Below are 23,424 nucleotides of genomic sequence, written 5' to 3'. Positions count from 1 at the left end.
AATAGTGACCATGGCGTCTGCAGTAAGCCCCGAGCGTCACGAAACAGTGGCGCTGGCCTGGACCAAGGCCGCCATCCTCGATTGCCTGGGCCAGGCACGGCAAGCGCTGGAGCGCTTTGCCGGCGAGACGGACGACCTTTCGATGATGGCTTTCGTGGTCGACAACCTGCACCAGGTGCACGGCTGCCTGCGCATGCTCGAACTGCGCGGCGCCACGCGTCTGGCCGAGGAATTGGAGCTGTTCGCCAAGGCATTGGCCGACGGCCAGGTCAGCCCCCGGGGTGATTGCCTGGGGGCGTTGTTCCGCGGCCTGGAGCAGTTGCCCTCGTATCTGGAGCGGTTACGCGGTGCCCGCCACGACCTGCCGCTGGTGATGCTGCCGTTGCTCAACCAGCTGCGTGCCTGCCGTGGCGAGGAACCGCTGGCCCAGGCCAGCCTGATGACCGGTGCCGCCCAACGCTTTGCAGGTGACGATGACCTTGCCAACCTCGACCTGTCGCTGGGCAACTGGCGTGATCAGTTGCAGGCCGGGTCGGGGCGCGATGCGCTGCGTTCGGTGGTGACTGCACTGTGCGATGACTTGATGCGCATCAAGGAGCGCCTGGACCAGTACGGGCGCGGGGACCGTCAGCACCGCGAGCAGCTCGATGCACTACTGGCACCGTTGCGCCACGTGGCTGACACCCTGGCGGTACTGGGCTTTCAGCAACCGCGGCGGGTGATCATCGACCAGGTGCTGGCGTTGCAGGCATTGGCTCAGGGCGAGCGGACGGTGGACGACGCGGTGTTGATGGATGTGGCGGGGGCTCTGCTGTACGTGGAGGCCTCCCTGAACGGCATGGTCGGCCCTTTGGAGGAAAACGGCCAAGGCAGCCTGCCGGGCTCGGACCTGGCCGAGATACGCCAGCTGGTGCTGAATGAATCGCTGAACGTGTTGCAGCAGGCCAAGGATCTGATCGGCGATTACCTGGAGTCCGACTGGCCTCGGCAACGCCTGCAACCCTTGCCGGGGCTGTTGCAGCAGGTCCGCGGGGCACTGGCCATGTTGATGCTGCCCGCCGTGGCCGAGCTGTTTGCCGGCTGCGCAAGCTATGTGCAGCGTTGGTTGCAGCACCTGGAGGAAGAGCCACCGATTGATGAGCTGACGCACTTGGCCGAGGCACTGAGCGCTGCCGAATGCTACCTGCAATGGCGGGCGGCCGACCCGCTGGCCGATGGCCAACCCTTTATCGAGATGGCACGGGCCAGCTTGGCGGCGCTGGGTGTGCAGTGCGCGGTGGTCGGGGCCAGCCCAGACCAGGACGGCAGTGGCGATGGCATCGATGACGAGCTTCGCGAAGTGTTCCTTGAAGAAGCGGGCGAGCTGCTGCCGGAAATCGAGCGCCATTGGCTGCGCTGGCGTGCCGACAACCAGCAGCGCGAGGCGCTGGGCGAAGTGCGTCGCGCGCTGCATACGCTCAAAGGCAGCGGCCGCATGGTGCATGCAGAGGCGGTGGCTGAACTGGCCTGGGGCGCCGAGCACCTGCTGAACCGGGTGCTCGAGGGCCGCAGCGTGCTCAGCCCGGAAGGGGTTGTAGCGCTGCAGCAGGTGTTCGTTCACCTGCCTGACCTGCTGGCCGATTTTGCCGCTGGCCAGTTGCCGCAACTGACTGAAATCGAGCAGTTGGCCGGGCACCTGCACAGCCTGGCTGAAAACGATGCCCCGGCGGCTGCCGGTGTCGATGGCCTCGATCCGCAGTTGCTGGGCATTTTTCGCACCGAGGCGCAGGGCCATCTGGCCAGCCTCGAGGGTTATCTGCAAGGCGCTGGCGGCCACGACACGCCGATCAGCGATGACTTGCAGCGTGCCTTGCACACGCTCAAAGGCAGTGCCGCCATGGCCGGGGTGATGCCGGTCGCCGAACTGGCCACCGCCTTCGACCGCCTGGCCCGTGAATACAAGGGCCATCAACTGCCACTGCAAATGGCCGAGATGGAGTGGCTGGAAGCTGCGCGCTCGTTGTTCCATCTGGGCTTGGCGCAACTCGATAGCACACCATTGGCCGCCATCCCCGGCGCCGCGGAACTGATCGAACAGGTCGGCCAGGCAGTGGACGGCCGCCTGGCCAGCCTGCATGAAGACCCGCACCATGCCGGCCGCCGCAAGCATGATCCGCAGTTGGTCGCCAGCTTCCTGGCGCAGGCCATGGACATCCTGCTCGATGCAGAGACGCTGTTGTCGCGTTGGCAGCAACAGCCCGCCCAGCGTGACGCACTGGATAATCTGCTCGACCAGATGACCACCCTGGGGCACGCCGCGCACCTGGCCGACCTGTGGCAGATGGATGAGGTGTGCGAGGCGTTGCTGGACCTGTATGGCGCTGTGGAGGAGGGCAGCCTGCCTGCCGATGCCCGCTTCTTCAGCCAGGCGCAGCGGGCCCATGAGACCCTGCTGGACATGCTCGACGAAGTGGCCGCCGGGCAGGATATTCCGCCGCGCCCGGAGCTGGTCGACAGCCTGCGCAACTTGCTGGACCAGGCCCTGGCGCCGGATGCCACCGGCCTGGTGGGCATCGATACGGTCACACCACTGCACCCGGACATGGACCTGTCCGACACCTTGGGGTTGCCACACCCGCCGTTGCAACCGGAGGTGGCCGAGCCGCTTGCCGAGAAACCGGAAAGCCCCGGCGAAGAGCTGCTGGAAGTGTTTCTGGAAGAAAGCTCGGACATCGTCGAAAGCGCCGCGGCGGCCTTGGCACGTTGGCAGGCCGACCCGCGCAGCAGCGTCGAGGTGGACAACCTGATGCGCGACCTGCACACCCTCAAGGGCGTGGCGCGCATGGTCGAAATTACCCCGATCGGTGACCTGGCCCACGAACTGGAGTTTCTCTACGAGCTGTTGGCTGCCGGCAGATTGCCGCCAAGCGCGCCACTGTTCGCCCTGCTGCAGAACTGCCACGACCGGTTGGCGCATATGCTTGACGCTGTGCGCCTGGGGCAGCCGCTGCATGCCGCTACAGCGCTGATCGACTACATTCGCAACTTCAGCAGTGCGGCACTGACCGACAGTGCCGCGGGCCAGGGGCCGCCAGAAGCTGCAACCGCCGAAGCACCGGCAGCAGCGCCAGAGCGGGCACCGGGTGACATGGTCAAGGTCGACGCCGAGCTGCTCGACGACCTGGGTAACCTGGCCGGCGAGCACTCGATCATCCGGGGGCGCATCGAGCAGCAGGTCAACGACGCGCAGTTCGCCCTCAACGAGATGGAAACCACACTCGAGCGCATGCGTGATCAGTTGCTGCGTCTGGATGTGGAGACCCAGGGGCGAATCTCCAGCCGGCAGCAGTTCGAAGGCGATGCCTATGACGACTTCGACCCTCTGGAAATGGACCGCCACTCCCAGCTGCAGCAGCTGTCACGGGCCCTCTTCGAGTCTGCCTCGGACCTGCTGGACCTGAAGGAAACCCTGGCTCAGCGTGCTCAGGAGGCCTACAGCCTGCTGCAGCAGCAGGCGCGGGTGAACAGCCAGTTGCAGGAGGGCCTGACGGCCACCCTGATGGTGCCGTTCGAGCGCCTGGTGCCGCGCTTGCAGCGCGTTGTGCGGCAGGTGGCCAGCGAGCTGGGCAAGCAGGTGGAATTGGTGGTTGGCAATGCCGAGGGCGAACTGGACCGCAGCGTGCTGGAACGCATGGTGGCGCCACTGGAGCATATGCTGCGCAACGCCGTTGACCACGGCCTGGAAAGCCGCGCAATGCGCCTGGCCGCCGGCAAGCCGGAGCAGGGCACCATCCATCTGAATTTGCTGCATGAGGGCGCCGATATCGTCATCGAAATGACGGATGATGGTGCCGGCGTGCCACTGGAAGCGGTGCGGCGCAAGGCCATCAAGCGCGGCCTGCTGGACCCGCAGGCGCAGTTGAGTGACCACGAGATCCTGCAGTTCATCCTGCGGCCAGGCTTTTCTACCGCCGAAAAGATCACCCAGATTTCCGGGCGCGGGCTGGGCATGGATGTGGTGCACGAGGAGGTCAAGCAACTGGGTGGCTCGATGAGTATCGAGTCTGCGCAGGGCAAGGGGGCGCGTTTCCTGATCCGCCTGCCGTTCACCGTGTCGATCAACCGTGCGCTGATGGTGCACCTGGGCGAAGAGCAATACGCCATTCCGCTCAATACCATCGAGGGCATCGTCCGCGTGCCACCTGCCGAGCTCGCGGCGTGCTACCAGCTGGACTCGCCCCGCTATGTCTATGCAGGCCACGAATACGAACTGCGCTACCTGGGCGAGTTGCTGCAAGGCCTGCCGCGCCCGGCGCTGCTGGGGCAGAGCGTGCCGTTGCCGGTGCTGCTGGTGCATTCCAAGGAGCAGTCGTTCGCCATCCAGGCCGACAGCCTGTCGCCCAGCCGCGAGATCGTGGTGAAAAGCCTGGGGCCGCAGTTTGCCGCGGTTGCCGGGTTATCGGGGGCGACACTGCTGGGCGATGGCCGGGTAGTACTGATTCTTGACCTGCTGGGCCAACTGCGCGGCCAGCAGCGACGGCTGGCCCGCCTGCCCGGTGGCGGTAGCCAACGCCAGTTGCTTGGCCCGGCACCGCGCCGTGCCTTGCTGGTGATGGTGGTGGACGATTCGGTAACCGTACGCAAGGTGACCAGCCGCCTACTGGAGCGCCACGGCATGAGCGTGCTCACGGCCAAGGATGGCGTCGATGCCATGGCCTTGCTGGAAGAGCACCGGCCCGACGTGTTGTTGCTGGACATCGAGATGCCGCGCATGGACGGCTTCGAGGTGGCCACACGTATCCGCCGTGACGCGCGGCTCAAAGACTTGCCGATCATCATGATCACCTCGCGCACCGGGCAGAAGCACCGGGACCGCGCCATGGCCATCGGCGTCAACGAATACCTGGGCAAGCCGTACCAGGAATCGCTGCTGTTGCAGAGCATCGCCCATTGGAGCCAGGCCCATGCTTGAACTGATTTCCGGCCAGCGCAGCAGCCTGACCGGGCTGTTGCTGCCGTTGGGGGACCGCACGCTGGTGTTGCCCAACGTGGCGGTGGCCGAGTTGAGCGGGCAGCGTAACCTGGTGTGCCAGCATGGCGACCCCGCCTGGCACCTGGGGTGGATCGACTGGCGTCAGCAACGCCTGCCGTTGATCGGTTTCGAGGCCGCGTGCGGTGGTGAGACGCCGTGCGGGGAGCGGGCTCGCGTGGTGGTGCTCAATGCCTTGGGCGATACCGGTTTGCGGTACCTGGCGCTGTTGCTGCAGGGCATTCCGCGCTCGTGCAAGCTCGACAGTCAGCTGAACTACGTTGATGTGGCGCTGGGCAGGCTGGAGCTGGCGGCGGTGCAGGTGGGTGAGCAGGTGGCGCGGGTGCCGGACCTGGTCGCACTGGAAAGGCTGGTGCGTGACGCGGATCTGCAACCTGATCTTGGGTAGGATGTGAGGCACAGGGCCTCTTCGCGGGTAAACCCGCTCCTACAATGGCTGCGCTCCGTTGTAGGAGCGGGTTTACCCGCGAAGGGTTCATCAACATCACATCAGGAACCCAGCCCACCTCAGGAGGTCTGTGTTTGCATGTATTACGGTGAACGCTTCAACGCCTGGACCCACCTGGTCGGTGCCGTCCTCGCTGCTATTGGTTCCATCTGGCTGATCGTGGTCGCTGGCCTGCAAGGCGACCCGTGGAAGATTGTCAGCTTCTCCATCTACGGCGGCACGCTGCTGTTGCTGTACAGCATCTCCACTCTGTACCACAGCACCCGTGGGCGGGCGAAAGTGATCATGCGCAAGCTCGACCATCTGTCGATCTATCTGCTGATTGCCGGCAGCTACACGCCGTTTTGCCTGGTCAGCCTGCGCGGCCCTTGGGGATGGAGCCTGTTCGGCGTGGTCTGGGGGCTGGCGATCATCGGCATGTTGCAAGAGATCAAGCCGCGCTCCGAGGCGCGGATCCTCTCGATCATCATCTATGCGGTAATGGGCTGGATCGTGCTGGTGGCCGTCAAACCACTGCTGAATTCGCTGGGCACTGCCGGCTTCGCCTGGCTGGCTGCCGGCGGCGTGTTCTACACCGTCGGCATCATCTTCTTCGCCTTCGACAGCCGCTTCCGCCACTGGCATGGCATCTGGCACCTGTTCGTGATCGCTGGCAGTCTGATGCACTTCGTGGCGGTGTCGCTCTACGTACGCTAATTAAAAATCGCCCCACAACTGCTGTGCCACCGACAGCGCCACCACTGGCGCGGTCTCCGTGCGCAGCACGCGCGGGCCAAGGCGTGCTGCGTGGAAGCCGGCGGTTTTGGCCTGCTCGACTTCGGTTTCGCTCAGGCCGCCTTCGGGGCCGATCACGAAGGCCAGGGTTGCGGGCTTTTCATGGCTGGTGAGCGGCTCGGCCACCGGGTGCAGGACCAGTTTCAAGTCAGCCTTGGTGCTGCTCAGCCATTCGGCCAGGGTCACAGGCGGGTGGATGACTGGCAAGGTAGAGCGCCCACATTGTTCACAGGCGCTGATCGCCACTTGGCGCCAGTGGGCCAGGCGCTTGTCGGCGCGTTCGTCTTTCAGGCGCACTTCGCAGCGTTCGCTGACGATCGGGGTGATTTCGTTGGCACCAAGCTCGGTGGCCTTCTGGATCGCCCAGTCCATGCGCTCGCCACGGGAAAGGCCCTGGCCCAGGTGCACATGCAGCGGTGAATCGGCCTGGCCGGCAAAGGCCTGGTCAAGGCTGACGCGGACAGTTTTCTTGCCCACCTCAAGCAACTGACCACGGAATTCCTGGCCGCTGCCATCGAACAGCTGCACGGCGTCGCCGGGGGCCATGCGCAGCACGCGGCCAATGTAGTGGGCCTGAGCCTCGGGCAGGTCGTGCTCGCCAAGGCTCAGGGGGGCGTCGGTGAAGAAGCGGGACAGTCTCATGGGTTTGCTCGGTAAATAGAGAGACGCAGATCCCCTGTGGGAGCGGGCGTGCCCGCGAATCAGGCGCCGCGGTGCCTGGCAAGGGCTTCGCCCTTGTTCGCGGGCTCGCCCGCTCCCACAGGAAAAGTGGTGTGGCGAATTGCCGGGCCTAGCCCGGGTCGCGGAAATCGGGGTGGAAGTTGGCCGGCACTGCGATACTGACGCTGTCGCGGGTGGCGATATCGATGCCTTCGCTGGCCACTTCGCCAAGGAAGTCGATCTGCTCGGGGGTGATCACGTACGGCGGCAGGAAGTACACCACACTGCCCAGCGGTCGCAGCAGAGCGCCGCGGGTCAGGGCGTGCTCGAACACCTTCAGGCCACGGCGCTCCTGCCAGGGATAGGCAACCTTGCCTGCCTTGTCCTGAACCATTTCGATGGCCAGGGCCATGCCGGTCTGGCGAATTTCTGCAACGTGAGCATGATCGGCCAGGTGTGCAGTGGCTGTGGCCATGCGCTTGGCCAACGCTTTGTTGGCCTCGATCACATTGTCCTGCTCGAAGATATCCAGGGTTGCCAGCGCCGCAGCGCACGCCAGCGGGTTGCCGGTGTAGCTGTGCGAGTGCAGGAATGCGCGCAGTGTCGGGTAATCGTCGTAGAACGCCTGGTACACCTTGTCGGTGGTCAGGCAGGCGGCCAGCGGCAGGTAGCCGCCAGTCAGGGCCTTGGACAGGCACAGGAAGTCCGGGCGGATGCCGGCTTGCTCGCAGGCGAACATCGTACCGGTGCGGCCGAAGCCTACGGCGATTTCGTCGTGGATCAGGTGCACGTCGTAGCGGTCGCAGGCTTCGCGCAACAGCTTGAGGTACACCGGGTGGTACATGCGCATGCCACCGGCACCCTGTATCAGTGGCTCGACGATCACGGCGCTGATCGAGGCATGGTGTTCGGCCAGGGTCTGCTCCATGGCCTGGAACATGTTGCGCGAGTGCTCTTCCCAGCTCATGCCCTCGGGGCGCAGGTAACAGTCAGGGCTTGGCACCTTGAGGGTGTCGAGCAGCAGTGCCTTGTAGGTTTCGGTGAACAGCGGCACATCACCCACCGACATGGCGGCAATGGTTTCGCCGTGGTAGCTGTTGGTCAGGGTGACGAAGCGCTTCTTGTCCGGTTTGCCGATGTTCTGCCAGTAGTGGAAGCTCATCTTCAGCGCCACTTCGATGCACGACGAGCCATTGTCGGCATAGAACACCCGGTCGAGGCCGGCCGGGGTCATGGCGACCAGGCGCTCGGACAGCTCGATCACGGGCTGATGACTGAAGCCGGCCAGGATCACGTGTTCGAGCTGGTCGACCTGGTCCTTGATGCGCTGGTTGATGCGCGGGTTGGCATGGCCGAACACGTTGACCCACCAGCTGCTCACCGCATCCAGGTAGCGTTTGCCCTCGAAGTCTTCCAGCCACACGCCTTCGCCGCGCTTGATCGGGATCAGCGGCAGCTGCTCGTGGTCTTTCATCTGGGTGCAGGGGTGCCACAGGACCTTGAGGTCGCGTTGCATCCACTGATCATTGAGGCCCATGGGCACTTCTCCTGGCTTTGCGGCGTGGTTCGACCGCGTAAGCCTAAGCAATGCCGCAGGGCAGGACAACCGCTGCCGTTCAATGGGGTGGGTGCCGGTCCATTCGAGCTTGCTGCCTTGCATGGAGCAAAGCCCTCCAGGATGTGTTGCCGGAGCGGAGGCTCAGGCCTGAGGCTGTGCAAAGTCACCAAGATCATGCAGAGCTCCCCTGCCACTGTGTGGCCTAGCGACTGACAAAAATGTGAGCTGCCAAAAGGACTTGATGTCACTGCGCTGGCAGGGTGGTCGGACCTGACGTATTCTTAACGCATCTACCCGGGGCATTCCTGCCTCTCCCCGTTTCTGTAACCTCTGACTCGGAGTTCGCCGACATGGCTGCTGCTTGGGTGCGTCTGTGCGCGTTGATATTGATTGGTGTGTCCAGCGGCGCTGCGCTGGCGAAAGACAAGACGCCCACGGCGATTGTCGTGGGGGGAGGCCTGGCAGGCCTGACGGCAGCCTACGAGCTGCAGAACAAAGGCTGGCACGTGACCCTGCTGGAGGCCAAGGCGGGCATGGGCGGGCGTTCGGGCCTGGCCACCAGCGAGTGGATCGGCAACGCCAAGGCACAGCCGGTGCTTAACCAGTACCTCAACCGTTTCAAGCTTGAAACACTGCCGGCGCCGGAGTTTGTGCGTACCCCGGGTTACCTGATCGACGGCGAGTACTTCAGCGCCAGCGACCTGGCCACCAAGCAACCGGCCACTGCCGAGGCGCTCAAGCGTTACGAGAAAACCCTCGATGACCTGGCCCGTTCGATCGATGACCCGCTGAACCCGCAGGCAACCAGCACGCTGTTCGCCCTGGACCAGATCAACGTCTCCACCTGGCTGAACAAGCTGCAACTACCGGCCACCGCCCGTCAGTTGATCAACCAGCACATCCGTACCCGCTACGATGAACCGTCGCGCCTGTCGCTGCTGTACTTCGCCCAGCAGAACCGCGTGTACCGCGGCGTCAGCGACCGCGACCTGCGCGCCGCGCGGCTGCCCGGCGGCAGCCCGGTGCTGGCTCAGGCTTTCGTCAAGCAACTGAAAACCATCAAGACCAGATCGCCGGTTACCGCGATTGTCCAGGACAAGGATGGTGTCACGGTAAAAGTCGGCAGCGTCGGCTACAAGGCAGATTATCTGGTCATGGCCGTGCCTTTGCGCGCGCTGGCCAGGATCCAGATGACCCCTGGCCTGGACAGCCAGCACCTGGCGGCGCTCAAGGGCACCAACTATGGTTGGCGCGACCAGATCATGCTCAAGTTCAAGAAACCCGTATGGGAAAGCCGTGCACGCATGTCGGGCGAAATCTTCAGTAACGCCGGCCTCGGCATGCTGTGGGTCGAGCCGGCGCTCAAGGGGGGGGCCAACGTGGTGATCAACCTGTCCGGCGACAACGCTCGTCTGCTGCAGGCCTTTGGTGACAAGCAGATGGTCGACCAGGTGCTGATCCGTCTGCATGCGTTCTACCCCCAGGCCCGTGGTGCTTTCACCGGTTACGAGGTCAAACGATACAGTGCTGACGTGGGCACAGGTGGTGCCTACCTGGCCTACGGCCCGGGGCAGATCAGCAAGTACTGGCGCCTTTGGGAGCGTCCGGTGCAGCGCATTGCCTTTGCCGGTGAGCACACCGATGCCCTGTACCCCGGCACTTTGGAAGGCGCCCTGCGCAGTGGCCAGCGTGCGGCCAGCCAGGTACAGGACCTGTTGGCCGGCAAGTCGTTCGACCCGGCCAAGACGGCGCCAGTTGCGGTGACGGCAGGTGCGGCGGCCGCCAAGGAGAGCAAAGGAGGGTTCTTCTCCAATATGTTCGGCGGTTCGTCCGACAAGGGCGACAAGACTGACAAGGCGCCGGTCAAAGCTGAGCCGAAGCCGTCCGAGGAGGCGAAGCAGGACAAGCCAGGCTTCTTCAAGCGCGTGTTTGGTGGGGCGGACACGCCCGAGGTGAAGGCTGCAGCCAATACCCAGGCCAAGGCTGGCTGATTGTTCGACAGTGTCGGCCTGTTTGCAGCCTGAAGGCCGGCACTGCAACCCCAGCGCTCCGACTATCGTTAATGTTTTCTTAATGGTGAGCCAACAGAATAAATATCGGATTCCTCGATAATCCGAAGCAATTTTTTCCGCTTTTCTTCGATACGTTTCGCGTTAGTCTGTGCACAGCTTTCACGGGGAAACACGCAACATGCAACTGCGCAATTCACCTTCTCGCTATGGCGTGGTCAGCATCATCCTGCACTGGGGTGTGGCGCTGGCAGTCTTCGGCCTGTTTGGCCTGGGCCTGTGGATGGTCGGCCTCGACTACTACAGCCCCTGGCGCAAGGCCGGCCCGGACCTGCACAAGAGTATCGGCCTGGTGCTGCTGGCGGTGATGCTGCTGCGAATGTTCTGGCGTTTCATCAGCCCGCCACCACCGGCTCCGGTCAATCATGGTGCACTCACTCGCCTGGCGGCCAAGCTGGGTCACCTGGTCCTGTACTTTGGGCTGTTTGCGGTGATGGTTGCCGGTTACCTGATTTCCACTGCCGACGGGGTCGGCATTCCGGTGTTTGGCCTGTTCGAAGTGCCGGCACTGATCAGCGACCTGCCCGACCAGGCAGATGTGGCGGGTGTGGTTCATTTGTGGCTGGCCTGGGGCTTGGTGATTTTCGCCGTGCTGCATGCCCTTGCCGCGCTCAAGCACCATTTCATCGACCGTGACGCGACCCTGATTCGCATGCTGGGCCGCAAAGCTTGACTCTCAACCTCAATTACACAGGAAGGAACAGGATGTTGAAAAAGACTTTTGCCGCTCTGGCGCTCGGTACCGCTCTGCTCTCTGCTGGCCAGGCCATGGCTGCCGAGTACAAGATTGACAAGGAAGGCCAGCACGCGTTCGTTGACTGGAAAATCAGCCACCTGGGCTACAGCTTCATCCACGGTACCTTCAAGGATTTCGACGGCAATTTCAGCTGGGACAGCGCCAAGCCTGAAGCCAGCAAGATTAGCGTCGACTTGAAAACCGCCAGCCTGTGGTCGAACCACGCCGAGCGTGACAAGCACATCGCCAGCGCCGACTTCCTCGACGTGAAGAAGTACCCAGACGCCAAATTCGTCTCCACCAGCGTCAAGTCGACTGGCGACAAGACGGCTGACGTGACTGGCGACCTGACCATGCACGGTGTCACCAAGCCGGTGACGTTCAAGGCTACCTTCAACGGTGAAGGCAAGGACCCATGGGGTGGTGAACGCGCTGGCTTCAACGCCACCACCACGCTGAACCTGAACGACTTCGGCATCAAAGGCCCAGGTGCCACTTCGCAGACCCTGGACCTGGATATCAGTGTTGAAGGTGTGAAGCAGAAGTAATTTCTGCCAGCTGAAGACCGAGGGGGCCGCAAAGCAGCCCCCTCGGCATTTCCATCAGCCCTTGCGGGTCAGCAGCGCCGGGCGCTCACCACGTGGGCGGCTTGGCAGGTCATCCAGTTGCTCAGGCGTCGGGAAGCGGTCCAGCTTGGACTCCTTGCGAATGATCACTGGCTGTTTTTCCGGCTGACGCGGGTTGCGCAAGGCCGGCTCTTGCCGGGCAGCATCGTCACGCGCAGGGCGACCACGGCCACCGCCGCCATCACGACGGGTACCGCCACCGTTGTTGGCGCGGGGCGGGCGTTTTTCTCCGCCACCACTGCGTGGCTGGCCGCCATTGCGGGCTTGGCCCTGGCCGCCAGCGTTGCTGCGTTGGCCATTGCCTTGCCCCTGACCTTGGCCAGCACCCCCCGGGCGGCGGTTGCGGCCCTGGTTCTTGCCCTGGTAAGGGCTGACATAGTCGGCGCGGTTACCGAAGTTATCGAGTTCGTCGTCCAGGAACTCTTCCGGGTCGCGGTCTGCCGGCGGCTTCGGCACGCTGTTATTGCTGGCCTGCTGCGGGCGTGGTTTCTTGTCACGCGGCTTGCGCGGTTGCTGCTTGTCGCCGCTCTTTTCCTTGTCGTCCGGCTTGGCCGCAGCTTGCTGCCTGGCTTTGCCTTTGTCCTTGCCTTTGTCCTTGCGGCCGCCGTTGGTGTCTTTACCACCTTCGCCACGGGCTTGCTGGTTGCGGCCACCGCGGCCGTTATTCTGCGGGCGCTCGCGTGCTTCGGGCTTCTCGGCTTCTACCTGGCTGGCGTCGAAGCCCATCAGGTCGCCATCCGCGATGCGCTGCTTGGTCACCCGCTCGATGCTCTTGAGCAGCTTCTCTTCATCTGGCGCGACCAGGGAAATAGCTTCGCCCGAACGACCGGCACGGCCGGTACGGCCGATGCGGTGGACGTAGTCTTCCTCGACATTCGGCAGCTCGAAGTTGACAACATGGGGCAACTGGTCGATGTCCAGGCCGCGGGCAGCGATGTCGGTGGCGACCAGTACGCGCACGCTGTTGGCCTTGAAGTCGGCCAGCGCCTTGGTGCGGGCGTTCTGGCTCTTGTTGCCGTGGATCGCGGCGGCGGTCAGGCCTTGCTTTTCCAGGTACTCGGCCAGGCGGTTGGCGCCATGCTTGGTTCGGGTGAACACCAACACCTGTTCCCAGGCGCCCAGGGTGATCAGGTGCGCCAGCAAGGCACGCTTGTGGCTGGCAGGCAGGCGATATACCCGCTGCTCGATACGCTCGACGGTGGTGTTCGGCGGGGTGACCTCGATACGCTCCGGGTTGTGCAGGAGCTTGTCGGCGAGGTCGGTGATGTCCTTGGAGAAGGTGGCCGAGAAGAGCAGGTTCTGGCGCTTGGCCGGCAGGCGGGCGAGGACCTTCTTGACGTCGTGGATGAAGCCCATGTCGAGCATGCGATCGGCTTCATCCAGTACCAGGATTTCCACGTGGGCCAGGTCGACCTTGCCTTGGCCGGCGAGGTCGAGCAGGCGGCCTGGGCAGGCGACCAGCACATCAACGCCTTTGGCAATGGCCTGGATCTGCGGGTTCATGCCAACGCCGCCGAAGATGCAGGCGCTGACCAGTGGCAGGTCACGGGCATAGACCTTGAAACTGTCATGCACCTGGGCTGCCAGTTCGCGGGTCGGTGTCAGGACCAGAACGCGAGGCTGGCGCGGGCCGTGGCGCTGTGATTTGTCGGGATGGCCGGCCGGGAACAGGCGCTCGAGAATCGGCAGGGCGAAGCCGCCGGTTTTACCCGTACCTGTCTGTGCGGCAACCATCAGGTCGCGGCCTTGCAACACGGCGGGAATTGCCCGCTGTTGCACGGGGGTCGGCTGGGTGTAGCCCGCAGCCTCGATAGCGCGGACAAGAGCCTCGGAGAGACCGAGGGAAGCAAAGGACATGGGCGATCCTGTTCTCGTGTGGGCTGGGCCCGTTGGGATGTTCTGCCTGGCGCGACGGGCATCGGTGGAATGCGATCGCGTCCGGTCCAGCTGGGCTTTCACTGCACATCCGGGAAACGGAGGCTGGACGCAAAGGAGCGTCGGTGCCGATCGGGATGCCTGTTGCGAGGCCGAGCGTCCGGGCGTGAGCCGGGCGGGAAGGCCCGAGTATAACAGAGCTATCGCGCTGTGCTGCTTTCCTGCTGCTCAACGGCGTTGAGAATGTTTCCGGTGTCGCTTGTGTAGCGGTTGCTGATCGCTGCATAGGCCGGTTCCTGCTTGAACCGCTGCAGCTCTTCGGCAAAGGCCAGAGCCAGTGCCTCCCGGCCGGGTTTGCGCACTAAACCCAGGTACTGTGACTGATGGCTTACTACCAGCGGCAACTCTTCGACTTGCCGCTGCAAGCCAAGTTGGTGAAGCAGGTAATGGCCAACCCTGCGATCGGTGATCGCCAGATCGATGCGGCCCAGCATCAGCTTGCCGAAGTTGGCTTCGAGGGTAGGCGCGGCTTCGCGCTTGAAGTAAGAGGCCTCGCTGAACGCGGTGCCATAGGTATAGCCGGGCGATGTGCCGACGGTAAGGCCAGAAAGGTCCTTCAGCTGGGTGACCGCATGGCGACGTGCATGAGCCTGAAACAAGACGAATTCGACCTCCGACATGGGCTCGGGGGCATATACCAGGTAGGGGCGGCGCGACTCGATCATGAAGATGTCGAGGATACCGTCGGCCAAACCTTGCTCGACCATCGCCAGGCAGCGCTTCCACGGCAGGAACTGCCATTCCACCTCGACCCCCAGGCGCTTGAAGACCTGAGTGGTAACCTCGTAGTCGATACCGCGTGGCTGGCCTTCATGCTGATACACGTAGGGCGCCCAGTCATCGGTCACCAGACGCAGTCGCTCACCCAGAGCCAACGGGCTCAGGCTGGCGAGCAGCAGGATCCAGAACAGACGGGCGATATGTGGCATGGCCGGAGATTACGCGTTCGGCCGGTGTACGGTAAAGGCATGCACGATCGATGCGGGAGCGGGCGTGCCCACGAACACCGGCGAAGCCGGTTCTAACTATCGGGTTGCGCTCTTCGCGGGCACGCCCGCTCCCACAACCGCGCAAGACAATGAATTTTGCGGGCACATCAGGATTGAGTGGTTCGCAGCAGATGCGCCTCGATATCCTTGCGCCGCTCGCCCAGCGATAGCCGCAACCCTGGATGGCGCAGACACTGACGCAGCCGCTCGGGCTCCATGTAGCCATGGCGGTCGTAGAGGTTTTCCAGAGCCTTGTCCCACCAGGCGGACGCGCAGGCGCGGTCGAACTCATTGGGGTAGGGGTAGCAGCCATAGAGCAATTCGCGGGCAAACTGGCGCTCGTGGCTGGGCAGGGTCAGGCTCAGCGCCTTGTAACCCAGACGGTGCAGGGTTGGTGGCCGCGGCAGTTGGTCGTTGACCCGCGCAACGTCCGCCAGGGCCGAGGGGCTGAGTGGGTCGTGGTCGTGCTTGCGCAGCCAGGCCTGGATCTTGGCCCGGAACTGCGCCTTCCGGCTCCAGTAGTGATGGATGACATCGGTGCACTCGGCCAGCTCCAGGTTGCGGTAGGCCGCCACTGCCAGGCAGAACTCCTCAAGGGTATAGGCCTCACGCGCCAAGGGGTAGAATTCGTCCATCATGGCGATGGAGCGGTCGAGGGTGCCGCAGTCCTCGGCAGTGAGGCCGATAACGCCGGAGTTGACGAGCGGCATCTGGCAGTCGGCCAGTCCCCGGGACTCGAGAATGGCCAGCAGGTTCTTGTACAACAGGCACTTCTGGTCAGCGCCGTAGCGTGTGCCGATGGCGTTGCACAGCAGGCGGTTGGGCGCCACACGGGCGAACAGATGCAGCGGCGAAGTGCGGAAAAAGGTGTCTGTGTCGATCAGCACTGCCAGTGGGTGTTCCTGCAGTACCCGGCGCAACAGCACATGCTTGCTGCGAAAGTGATAACCGTGCGGGGCGTTCCATGCCTGGCGCGTGGCCTCGTCCAGCAGATGGACGGTGACGGGCAGCTTGGCGTAGGGCTGCGCATTGTCGGTGTAGACCTGGATGTCCATGGCCTCGCCGGCTGCACTGCCCAACTGGGCGAGGGCGCTGACGATGCTGAAGCAGGCTTCCTGATGGTAGGTTGCCGGGCCGAAAGCCAGATATACAAGCTGTGGGCGCGAAGGTTGGGGACGCTGCATGGCAGGCAAGACCTGTTTAACCCGAAAATGAATAAGGCTTTAGTCTATGACCAAAGCCTTAAGCATTTCTTAAGCAGACTTTGCCAAAAGATTTCAGCGCGGCAGCTTCAGGTTGTTCCAGATCGCCAGGCTCGGTTCGGCCTGGTTCAAGGTATAGAAGTGCAGGCCCGGTGCGCCGCCTTGCAACAGCTGTTCGCACATGCGGGTAATCACTTCTTCGCCGAAGGCCTGGATGCTGGCGGTGTCGTCGGCATAGGCCTCCAGCTGCTTGCGGATCCAGCGCGGGATCTCGGCGCCACAGGCATCGGAGAAGCGGGCCAGCTTGCTGTAGTTGGTGATCGGCATGATGCCCGGTACCACCGGAATGTCCACGCCCAGCTTCTGTGCGCGCTCGACGAAGTAGAAGTAGCTGTCGGCGTTGAAGAAGTACTGGGTGATGGCGCTGTCGGCACCGGCCTTGACCTTGTGCACAAAGTTGGCCAGATCGGCCTCGAAGTTGCGCGCCTGCGGGTGCATTTCCGGGTAGGCAGCGACTTCCAGGTAGAAGTGGTCAGCGGTTTCCTGGCGGATGAATTCGACCAGCTCACTGGCGTAGCGCAGTTCACCACTGGCCATGCCCATGCCCGACGGCAGGTCGCCACGCAGAGCGACGATGCGTTTGATGCCGGCGGCCTTGTACTCGGCCAGCAGGGCGCGCAATTCGGCCTTGGTATCGCCCACGCACGACAGGTGCGGCGCGGCAGGGATCTTCACTTCGCTTTCCAGCTGCAGCACGGTATTGAGCGTGCGGTCGCGGGTCGAGCCACCGGCACCGTAGGTGCAGGAGAAGAAGTCCGGGTTATAGGTGGCCAGCTGGCGGGCAACGCCCATCAGCTTTTCGTGACCGGCGTCGGTCTTGGTCGGGAAGAACTCGAAACTGTAGCGGCGTTCTTGTGACATCAGGCGTTCCTCTGGCAACAAGCGTCTTGCGGCAAGCTGCAAGTAAAAGCCAGATCGGTGATGGCCGGTCTGGCTTGGGCGTCGTTCAAGATCTGTGTTTCCTGAGCTGCAAGTGGCAATGGCGCGGACCGCCTTTGCTTGCCGCTTGCAGCTCCAAGCTTGCCGCTTAGTAGCGGTAGGCGTGCGGCTTGAACGGGCCTTCGACGGTCACACCGATGTAGTCGGCTTGCTGCTTGGTCAGCTGAGTGACCACGCCGCCGAAGCCGCGGACCATTTCCAGGGCCACTTCTTCGTCGAGTTTCTTCGGCAGCACTTCAACGGTCAGGCGCTCGGCTTTCTTTTCGGCCGGCAGGTCAGCGAACTTCTGCTCGAACAGGAAGATCTGTGCCAGAACCTGGTTGGCGAACGAACCGTCCATGATGCGGCTTGGGTGGCCAGTGGCGTTGCCCAGGTTGACCAGGCGGCCTTCGGCCAGCAGGATCAGGTAGTCGTCGTTTTGCGGGTCGAAGCTGCCAGCGCCGGTACGGTGGATCTTGTGAACCTGCGGCTTGACCTCTTCCCAGGCCCAGTTCTTGCGCATGAAGGCGGTGTCGATTTCGTTGTCGAAGTGGCCGATGTTGCAGACTACGGCACGCTTTTTCAGGGCCTTGAGCATGTTGGCGTCGCAGACGTTGACGTTACCGGTGGTGGTCACGATCAGGTCGATCTTGCCCAGCAGGGCCTTGTCGATGCTGGCTTCGGTGCCGTCGTTGATACCGTCGATGAACGGCGAGACCAGCTCGAAGCCGTCCATGCAGGCTTGCATGGCGCAGATCGGGTCAATTTCGGAGACCTTGACGATCATGCCTTCCTGGCGCAGGGACTGGGCCGAGCCCTTGCCCACGTCACCGTAGCCGATCACCAGGGCCTGCTTGCCCGACAGCAGGTGGTCGGTACCACGCTTGATGGCGTCGTTCAGGCTGTGACGGCAGCCGTACTTGTTGTCGTTCTTGCTCTTGGTGACCGAGTCGTTGACGTTGATCGCCGGGACTTTCAGCTCGCCCTTGGCCAGCATGTCCAGCAGGCGGTGCACGCCGGTGGTGGTCTCTTCGGTCACGCCGTGCACGCGGTCCAGTACCTGCGGGTACTTCTTGTGCAGCAGTTCGGTCAGGTCACCACCGTCGTCGAGGATCATGTTGGCGTCCCATGGCTGGCCATCTTTCAGGATGGTCTGCTCCAGGCACCACTCGTACTCTTCTTCGGTTTCACCTTTCCAGGCGAACACCGGGATACCGGCGGCGGCGATCGAGGCGGCGGCCTGGTCTTGAGTCGAGAAGATGTTGCAGGACGACCAGCGCACTTCGGCACCCAGGGCAACCAGGGTTTCGATCAGCACGGCGGTCTGGATGGTCATGTGGATGCAGCCCAGGATCTTTGCACCCTTGAGCGGTTGCTCGGCCAGGTACTTGCGACGCAGGCCCATCAGCGCAGGCATTTCCGATTCGGCAATGATGGTTTCGCGACGGCCCCAGGCGGCCAGGGAGATGTCGGCGACTTTGTAATCGGTAAAACCAGCAGGCATGTTTGCAGCGCTCATGAGAGCCTCCATTCGTAATGTGCGAATGGGCGCCGTTGTGCGTTAAGCGCTCGCGGGAGCGAGCAACGCCCCATCCGAGCCTGACAGGCCTAGCCTGCTGCAGCGCCCCTCGGACAGGTGGCGGGCATGGCACCGCTGTGGGCAACCATGTAAAACGGCGCAGATTATAGCTGCCCCCGCCGGCTTGCCCAAGGTTTTCCGTCGATTAATCGCGACGATAGTCGATGTTCAATGGAGCGAAGGCAGCCGCTCTGCCATCATTGCTACACGTTAGCCAAGCAGGTCAGGAGTACAGATGAACTTTCACACCCGCAAGTGGGTTAAACCCGAAGACCTCAACCCCAATGGCACCCTGTTCGGTGGCAGCCTGTTGCGTTGGATCGATGAAGAGGCGGCGATCTACGCCATCGTCCAGCTGGGCAACCAGCGTGTGGTGACCAAGTACATGTCGGAAATCAACTTCGTCAGTGCTTCGCGCCAGGGCGACATCATCGAGCTGGGCATTACAGCCATCGAGTTCGGCCGCACCTCGATCACCCTCAAGTGCGAAGTGCGTAACAAGATCACCCGCAAGAGCATTCTGACTGTCGACAAGATGGTGTTCGTCAACTTGGGTGAAGACGGCCAGCCGGCGGCCCATGGGCGCACCGAGATCAAGTATGTGCAGGACCAGTTCCCGGATTCGGCAGTCGAATAGTTCCTGGTTGTCTGTGCTGGCCTCTTCGCGGGTGAACCCGCTCCTACAGGGGTACGCGATCCCGTAGGAGCGGGTTCACCCGCGAATGGGCCGCAAAGCGGCCCCGGCATTCTCAAGGCTGGGCGCTGACCTTGCGTACCACCCGCCCAATGCTCAACCCCTGCACCAGAATCGACGACAGCACCACGATGTAGGTGATCGACAGCAGCAGGTCCCGTTCCTCGCCCAGCGGTAGCGACAGCGCAAGTGCCACCGACACGCCACCGCGCAGGCCCCCCCAGGTCAGCACCCGCACCGTGCCTTTGGGCACCGGACGCCAGCGCCGCAGCAGCACGATCGCCGGAGCCACGGTCAGCAGGCGCGACAGCAGCACTGCCAGTGCCAGTACGCCGCCAGCCGCCAGGTGCATCCAGTTGAACGGCAGCAGCAACAGCTCCAGGCCGATCAATGCGAACAGCAGGGCATTGAGCATGTCGTCGATCAGTTCCCAGAAACCGTCCATGTAACGGCGGGTCATGTCATTCATCGCCAGGTTGCGCCCCAGGTTGCCGATGATCAGGCCGGCCACCACCATGGCGATCGGCGCCGACACATGCAGCTCGTAGCACATTGCCGAACCACCGATCACCAGCGCCAGGGTCAGCATGACTTCCACCTGATACTGCTCGACGCTCTTGATCATGCGGTAGGTGGCATAGCCGATCAGGCCACCGAACACCGCACCGCCAATGGCCTCGCGGGCGAACAGGATCGCCGTGTCGGTCATGCTCGGTGTTTCACCCAGCCGGATGATGCCCAGCAGCACGGTGAATACCACGACTGCCGTACCGTCGTTGAACAGTGACTCGCCGACGATGGTGGTTTTAAGCGGTTTGGGCGCATTGGCAGTACGCAGCGCGCCAAGTACGGCAATCGGGTCGGTCGGTGAGATCAGTGCACCGAACAGCAGGCAGTAGATCAGTGGCACCTGCCAGCCGAACAGGGCAAACACCCAATGCGCCAGGTAGCCGATGACCACGGTGGCGATCAGCACACCCAAGGTGGCCAGCAGGCCAATCGGCCAGCGGTAGCTGCGCAGGTCGCTGAGGTTGACGTGCAGGGCGCCGGCAAACAGCAGGAACGCCAGCATCCAATGCATGAGCAGGTCGTTGAAGTCGATCTGGTTCATCAGCCCTTCGACGCGTTCTTCCAGGCCAGGGAAGCCGATAACGCTCAGGCCTTGCAATATCAGGGAAAACAGCAGCGCTGTAACCATCACGCCGATAGCGGGGGGCAGGCCGATGAAGCGGTAATTGACATAGGTAAGAAGGGTGGTGAGGCAAATAAACGCGGCAACGAGTTCAAGCATCCTGAATCCTGTGACAGTGGCTTCCAAGTCTCAACCCGAATGGCTCGGGCAGTTCTTTGATGACCTGGCGCGGGGTTCGGGGCACAGGGTTTGACCGAATTAGTCCAAATCGTTCCCGTGACAGTCTGCACTGGTTACCCTGTGGGAGCGGGCGTGCCCGCGAACACCGGCAAAGCCGGTGCCATACACCGAGTTGCATTCTTCGCGGGCATGCCCGCTCCCACAAAGCCCCCCTGAACGCTATATATTCACAGCCATGAAAAGCCATAAGGATAAGAAGGCGTGTTGGCAACATCTCTGGTGCTGGTTGCCGCCCTGCTGCATGCAACCTGGAATACCTTGATCAAATTCAGTGGCGAGCGCTTGCTGGTAATTGCCAGCATGGACACGGTAGCGCTGGCCTTCGCGGTGCTGGCGGTGCCCTTTGTCGATGTTCCGCCTGCTGAAATCTGGCCCTGGTTGGTAGCCTCGGCACTGGCTGAGCAGTTGTACCGCTATCTGCTGATCCAGGCCTACCGCGTGGGCGACCTGGGGCTGGTCTATCCTCTGATGCGCGGGCTGTCACCGCTGGTGGTGCTGGGGCTGACCCTGGCCTTTGCCGGGGAATCGCTGAGCCAGCAGCAGATCATCGGTATCCTGTTGATCCCCTGTGGCATGGCCTGCCTGTTGTGGCAGGGCGGCGGCGGTGACCGGCTGCCATGGTCGATGCTGCCGGTGGTTGCCTTGATTGGCCTGTGCATTGGTTGCTACACCTGGTTCGACGGCCAGGCCGTGCGCCTGTGGGGCAAACCGTGGGATTACCTGGTCTGGCTGACCCTGCTCAGCGCCTGGCAATTCCCGTTGTTGGCGAGCGTCGCGCGGCGGGCGCCATTCGTACTGTTCTGGCGAACCCAATGGCGCCTTGGGTTGGCGGTAGGGTTCTGCGTATTGTTCAGCTATGCCCTGGTGCTGTGGGCCATGCACCTGGGGTCAGTGGCCGAGGCGGCGGCTCTGCGGGAGTTGAGCGTGATCCTGGTGGTGGTGCTGGGTATGCGCTACCTCAAAGAACCTTTTGGCGGGCCGAGACTCCTAGCTTGCGGGCTGGTGTTGGCCGGCATGCTGGTAATGAAGCTTTGACCTGAAGACTGAACAAGGAGTCCTGTCCATGACTGTTGCCCTGTGGTGCATCCTGATTGCGCTGCTGTTGAACCCGCTTTGTGCCTTGATCGCCAAGGCGAGCAGTGGCCGCTTCGGCCTCAAGGACAATCACGATCCGCGAGCCTTCCTCGATACCTTGTCGGGCCTGCCACGGCGTGCCCATGCTGCGCAGCAGAATGGCTACGAAGCGTTTCCGGCATTTGCTGCGGCGGTGCTTGTGGCAGATATCGTGGGCAATGCAGAGCAGGTGACCCAGGATGTGCTGGGGGTGATGTATATCACCAGCCGCTTGCTTTACATCATCTGCTACCTGGCCGACTGGGCTGCCTTGCGATCGCTGATGTGGTTTGCCGGCTTGGCGTTGATCGTGTCGTTCTTCGTGGTTTCCATCTGAAACCGAGTGGCCTTCTTCGCGGGCTTGCCCGCTCCCACAGGTACACCACAGTATTCAAGGGCTGTGGTGTACCTGTGGGAGCGGGCAAGCCCGCGAAGAATCCACCGCCGATCAAGGTACCTTAGGTACCTCAGGTAGCGGCTGGCCTTTAGGCCAGAGCATCCAGATCTGCCCCTGCTGCTTCATGTTCCCCGCCAGCTCGCCGGCTTCCGGCCCGGTGCCCCAGAACAGGTCGGCACGCACTTCACCCGCAATCGCCCCACCAGTGTCCTGCGCACCCACCGGGCGCACCACTGGCGAGCCGTCCGGGCGCGTAGTGGAAAGCCACAACAGGCTGCCCAGCGGAATTACCTTGCGGTCGATGGCCACGCTGTAGCCGGCGGTAAGCGGTACGTTCAGCGAGCCGCGCGGGCCTTCGTTGCTGTCCGGGCGGGTGCTGAAGAATACGTAGCTGGGGTTGCTCGCCAGCAGTTCTGGTACGCGCTGCGGGTTGGCCTGGGCCCAGGCATGAATGGCACCCATGCTCACGTCTTCTTTTTTCAGCTGGCCCTGTTCCACCAGCCAGCGGCCGATCGGCCGGTAAGGGTGGCCGTTCTGGTCGGCATAGCCCAGGCGCAGTTGACGGCCATCTTCCAGTTGCACCCGGCCAGAACCCTGGATCTGCAGGAATTGCAGGTCCATCGGGTCGGTCAGCCAGGCCAGCACCGGTGCCTTGACGCCGTTACGGTTGATGACTTCGGCCGTGTCGTATGGCTTGAGCACCCGCCCCTCCAGACGGCCGCGCAGGCGTTTGCCCTTGAGTTCGGGGTACACGCTGGCCAGGTCGACCACGATCATGTCATCAGGGATGCCGTAGACTGCCACATGGTTGGTTGCCGATTGGCTCAGGCTGCCTGGGTAGACTGGTTCGTAGTAGCCGGTAATCAGGCCATTGGCGTTGTTCTCTGCAGAGCGCAGGCCGTACACCTGCAGGTTCTGCTCAAGGAAGGTACGCACTTGGGCGGCGCTGGCTGTGGCACTGCCGGCCGCTTCGCAGGTGGCGGCCCACACCGGATCGCGCTTGAGTTTTTCGCAGCCGTTGCGCCATGCATAAAAGCCTGCCAGCAGGTCTTCATCGCTGACGGCCGGCAAGTCTTTCCAAGTGGCCGGGGCATAGGTGGCGACAGCGTGGGGCTCGGGCTTGGCGCTCTCGCCGCCGTTGCAGCCGGCCAGCAAAGCCAGCACCGGCAGTGTCCAGGCCAGGTGACGCAGGGCAGATTTCATGTGTGCATTCCTGTCAGAAGCGAACATGAAGGTTCGCCCCTGCCTTTTATGTGGCTATTGGT

General features: G+C 63.0%; 17 protein-coding genes, 1 pseudogene and 1 riboswitch. Of the genes and pseudogenes, 9 read left to right on the top strand and 9 right to left on the bottom strand.

The features are described from left to right. Positions 1–10: 10 nt before the first annotated feature. The 3 genes from ACYCCG_RS05830 (at position 11) to trhA (ending at position 6,173) form a co-directional block, all read left to right on the top strand. The gene (locus ACYCCG_RS05830) at positions 11–4,951 is read left to right on the top strand and encodes a hybrid sensor histidine kinase/response regulator (RefSeq protein WP_459669708.1); all 4,941 of its coding nucleotides are present in this window, start codon (positions 11–13) and stop codon (positions 4,949–4,951) included. After that, positions 4,944–5,417, top strand: a complete 474-nt coding sequence (locus ACYCCG_RS05825) for a chemotaxis protein CheW (protein ID WP_209969600.1) — start codon at positions 4,944–4,946, stop codon at positions 5,415–5,417. The genes ACYCCG_RS05830 and ACYCCG_RS05825 overlap by 8 nt, the downstream gene beginning before the upstream one ends. Positions 5,418–5,555: 138 nt before the next feature. After that, on the top strand, positions 5,556–6,173 hold the full coding sequence (gene trhA / locus ACYCCG_RS05820; protein WP_209969603.1) for a PAQR family membrane homeostasis protein TrhA: 618 nt from the start codon (positions 5,556–5,558) through the stop codon (positions 6,171–6,173). On the opposite strand, the gene ACYCCG_RS05815 is transcribed toward trhA, so the two are convergent. Then, positions 6,174–6,893, bottom strand: a complete 720-nt coding sequence (locus ACYCCG_RS05815; RefSeq protein ID WP_209969606.1) for a 16S rRNA (uracil(1498)-N(3))-methyltransferase — start codon at positions 6,891–6,893, stop codon at positions 6,174–6,176. 148 nt (positions 6,894–7,041) lie between these two features. Continuing rightward, positions 7,042–8,448, bottom strand: coding sequence for an adenosylmethionine--8-amino-7-oxononanoate transaminase (locus ACYCCG_RS05810; protein WP_209969609.1), 1,407 nt, complete (start codon positions 8,446–8,448; stop codon positions 7,042–7,044). 371 nt (positions 8,449–8,819) lie between these two features. Here ACYCCG_RS05810 and ACYCCG_RS05805 point away from each other — a divergent pair. The 3 genes and pseudogenes from ACYCCG_RS05805 to ACYCCG_RS05795 form a co-directional block, all read left to right on the top strand. After that, positions 8,820–10,451: pseudogene (locus ACYCCG_RS05805) on the top strand (flavin monoamine oxidase family protein); the annotation flags it as partial. A gap of 208 nt (positions 10,452–10,659) precedes the next feature. Beyond that, positions 10,660–11,211 carry a cytochrome b gene (locus tag ACYCCG_RS05800; protein ID WP_339444128.1) on the top strand — a complete coding sequence of 184 codons (552 nt, stop codon included), beginning with the start codon at positions 10,660–10,662 and terminating at the stop codon, positions 11,209–11,211. A 32-nt stretch (positions 11,212–11,243) separates the two neighbouring features. Beyond that, complete coding sequence (locus ACYCCG_RS05795; protein WP_003249350.1) at positions 11,244–11,822, top strand: YceI family protein; 579 nt, start codon at positions 11,244–11,246, stop codon at positions 11,820–11,822. Between the two features lie 54 nt (positions 11,823–11,876). Here the strand turns inward: ACYCCG_RS05795 and ACYCCG_RS05790 are convergent, their stop codons facing one another. The 5 genes from ACYCCG_RS05790 to ahcY form a co-directional block, all read right to left on the bottom strand. Next, entirely contained in the window at positions 11,877–13,757 is a 1,881-nt protein-coding gene (locus ACYCCG_RS05790; protein WP_339444130.1) for a DEAD/DEAH box helicase, read from the bottom strand. Positions 13,758–13,975: 218 nt separating this feature from the next. Then, a complete protein-coding gene (locus ACYCCG_RS05785) occupies positions 13,976–14,764 on the bottom strand; it encodes a substrate-binding periplasmic protein (RefSeq protein ID WP_209969617.1) in 789 nt (262 codons plus the stop codon). Positions 14,765–14,931: 167 nt separating this feature from the next. Next, on the bottom strand, positions 14,932–16,008 hold the full coding sequence (locus ACYCCG_RS05780; protein ID WP_209969620.1) for a hypothetical protein: 1,077 nt from the start codon (positions 16,006–16,008) through the stop codon (positions 14,932–14,934). Between the two features lie 93 nt (positions 16,009–16,101). Then, a complete protein-coding gene (metF, locus tag ACYCCG_RS05775) occupies positions 16,102–16,947 on the bottom strand; it encodes a methylenetetrahydrofolate reductase [NAD(P)H] (RefSeq protein WP_176683076.1) in 846 nt (281 codons plus the stop codon). A 166-nt stretch (positions 16,948–17,113) separates the two neighbouring features. Then, positions 17,114–18,523: an adenosylhomocysteinase gene (ahcY, locus tag ACYCCG_RS05770; RefSeq protein WP_021783768.1), complete on the bottom strand. Its 1,410-nt coding sequence runs from the start codon at positions 18,521–18,523 to the stop codon at positions 17,114–17,116. Positions 18,524–18,543: 20 nt separating this feature from the next. Beyond that, positions 18,544–18,640: riboswitch (S-adenosyl-L-homocysteine riboswitch) on the bottom strand. 178 nt (positions 18,641–18,818) lie between these two features. Here ahcY and ACYCCG_RS05765 point away from each other — a divergent pair. Then, positions 18,819–19,220: an acyl-CoA thioesterase gene (locus ACYCCG_RS05765; RefSeq protein WP_459669701.1), complete on the top strand. Its 402-nt coding sequence runs from the start codon at positions 18,819–18,821 to the stop codon at positions 19,218–19,220. Between the two features lie 112 nt (positions 19,221–19,332). Here the strand turns inward: ACYCCG_RS05765 and ACYCCG_RS05760 are convergent, their stop codons facing one another. Then, entirely contained in the window at positions 19,333–20,568 is a 1,236-nt protein-coding gene (locus tag ACYCCG_RS05760; protein ID WP_176683079.1) for a cation:proton antiporter, read from the bottom strand. Between the two features lie 282 nt (positions 20,569–20,850). On the opposite strand from ACYCCG_RS05760, the gene ACYCCG_RS05755 reads away from it, so the two are divergent. Continuing rightward, positions 20,851–21,684 (top strand): EamA family transporter, encoded by an 834-nt coding sequence (locus tag ACYCCG_RS05755; protein WP_176683080.1) that lies wholly within the window; start codon positions 20,851–20,853, stop codon positions 21,682–21,684. Positions 21,685–21,712: 28 nt separating this feature from the next. Continuing rightward, positions 21,713–22,099: an MAPEG family protein gene (locus ACYCCG_RS05750; RefSeq protein ID WP_176683081.1), complete on the top strand. Its 387-nt coding sequence runs from the start codon at positions 21,713–21,715 to the stop codon at positions 22,097–22,099. A 111-nt stretch (positions 22,100–22,210) separates the two neighbouring features. On the opposite strand, the gene mltA is transcribed toward ACYCCG_RS05750, so the two are convergent. Then, a complete protein-coding gene (gene mltA / locus ACYCCG_RS05745) occupies positions 22,211–23,362 on the bottom strand; it encodes a murein transglycosylase A (RefSeq protein WP_176683082.1) in 1,152 nt (383 codons plus the stop codon). Positions 23,363–23,424: the final 62 nt, after the last annotated feature.

The organism is Pseudomonas sp. VEM90 (assembly GCF_054611535.1).
Note: the sequence above shows the minus strand (reverse complement) of the source record. Positions and strands in the feature narration are given on the sequence as shown.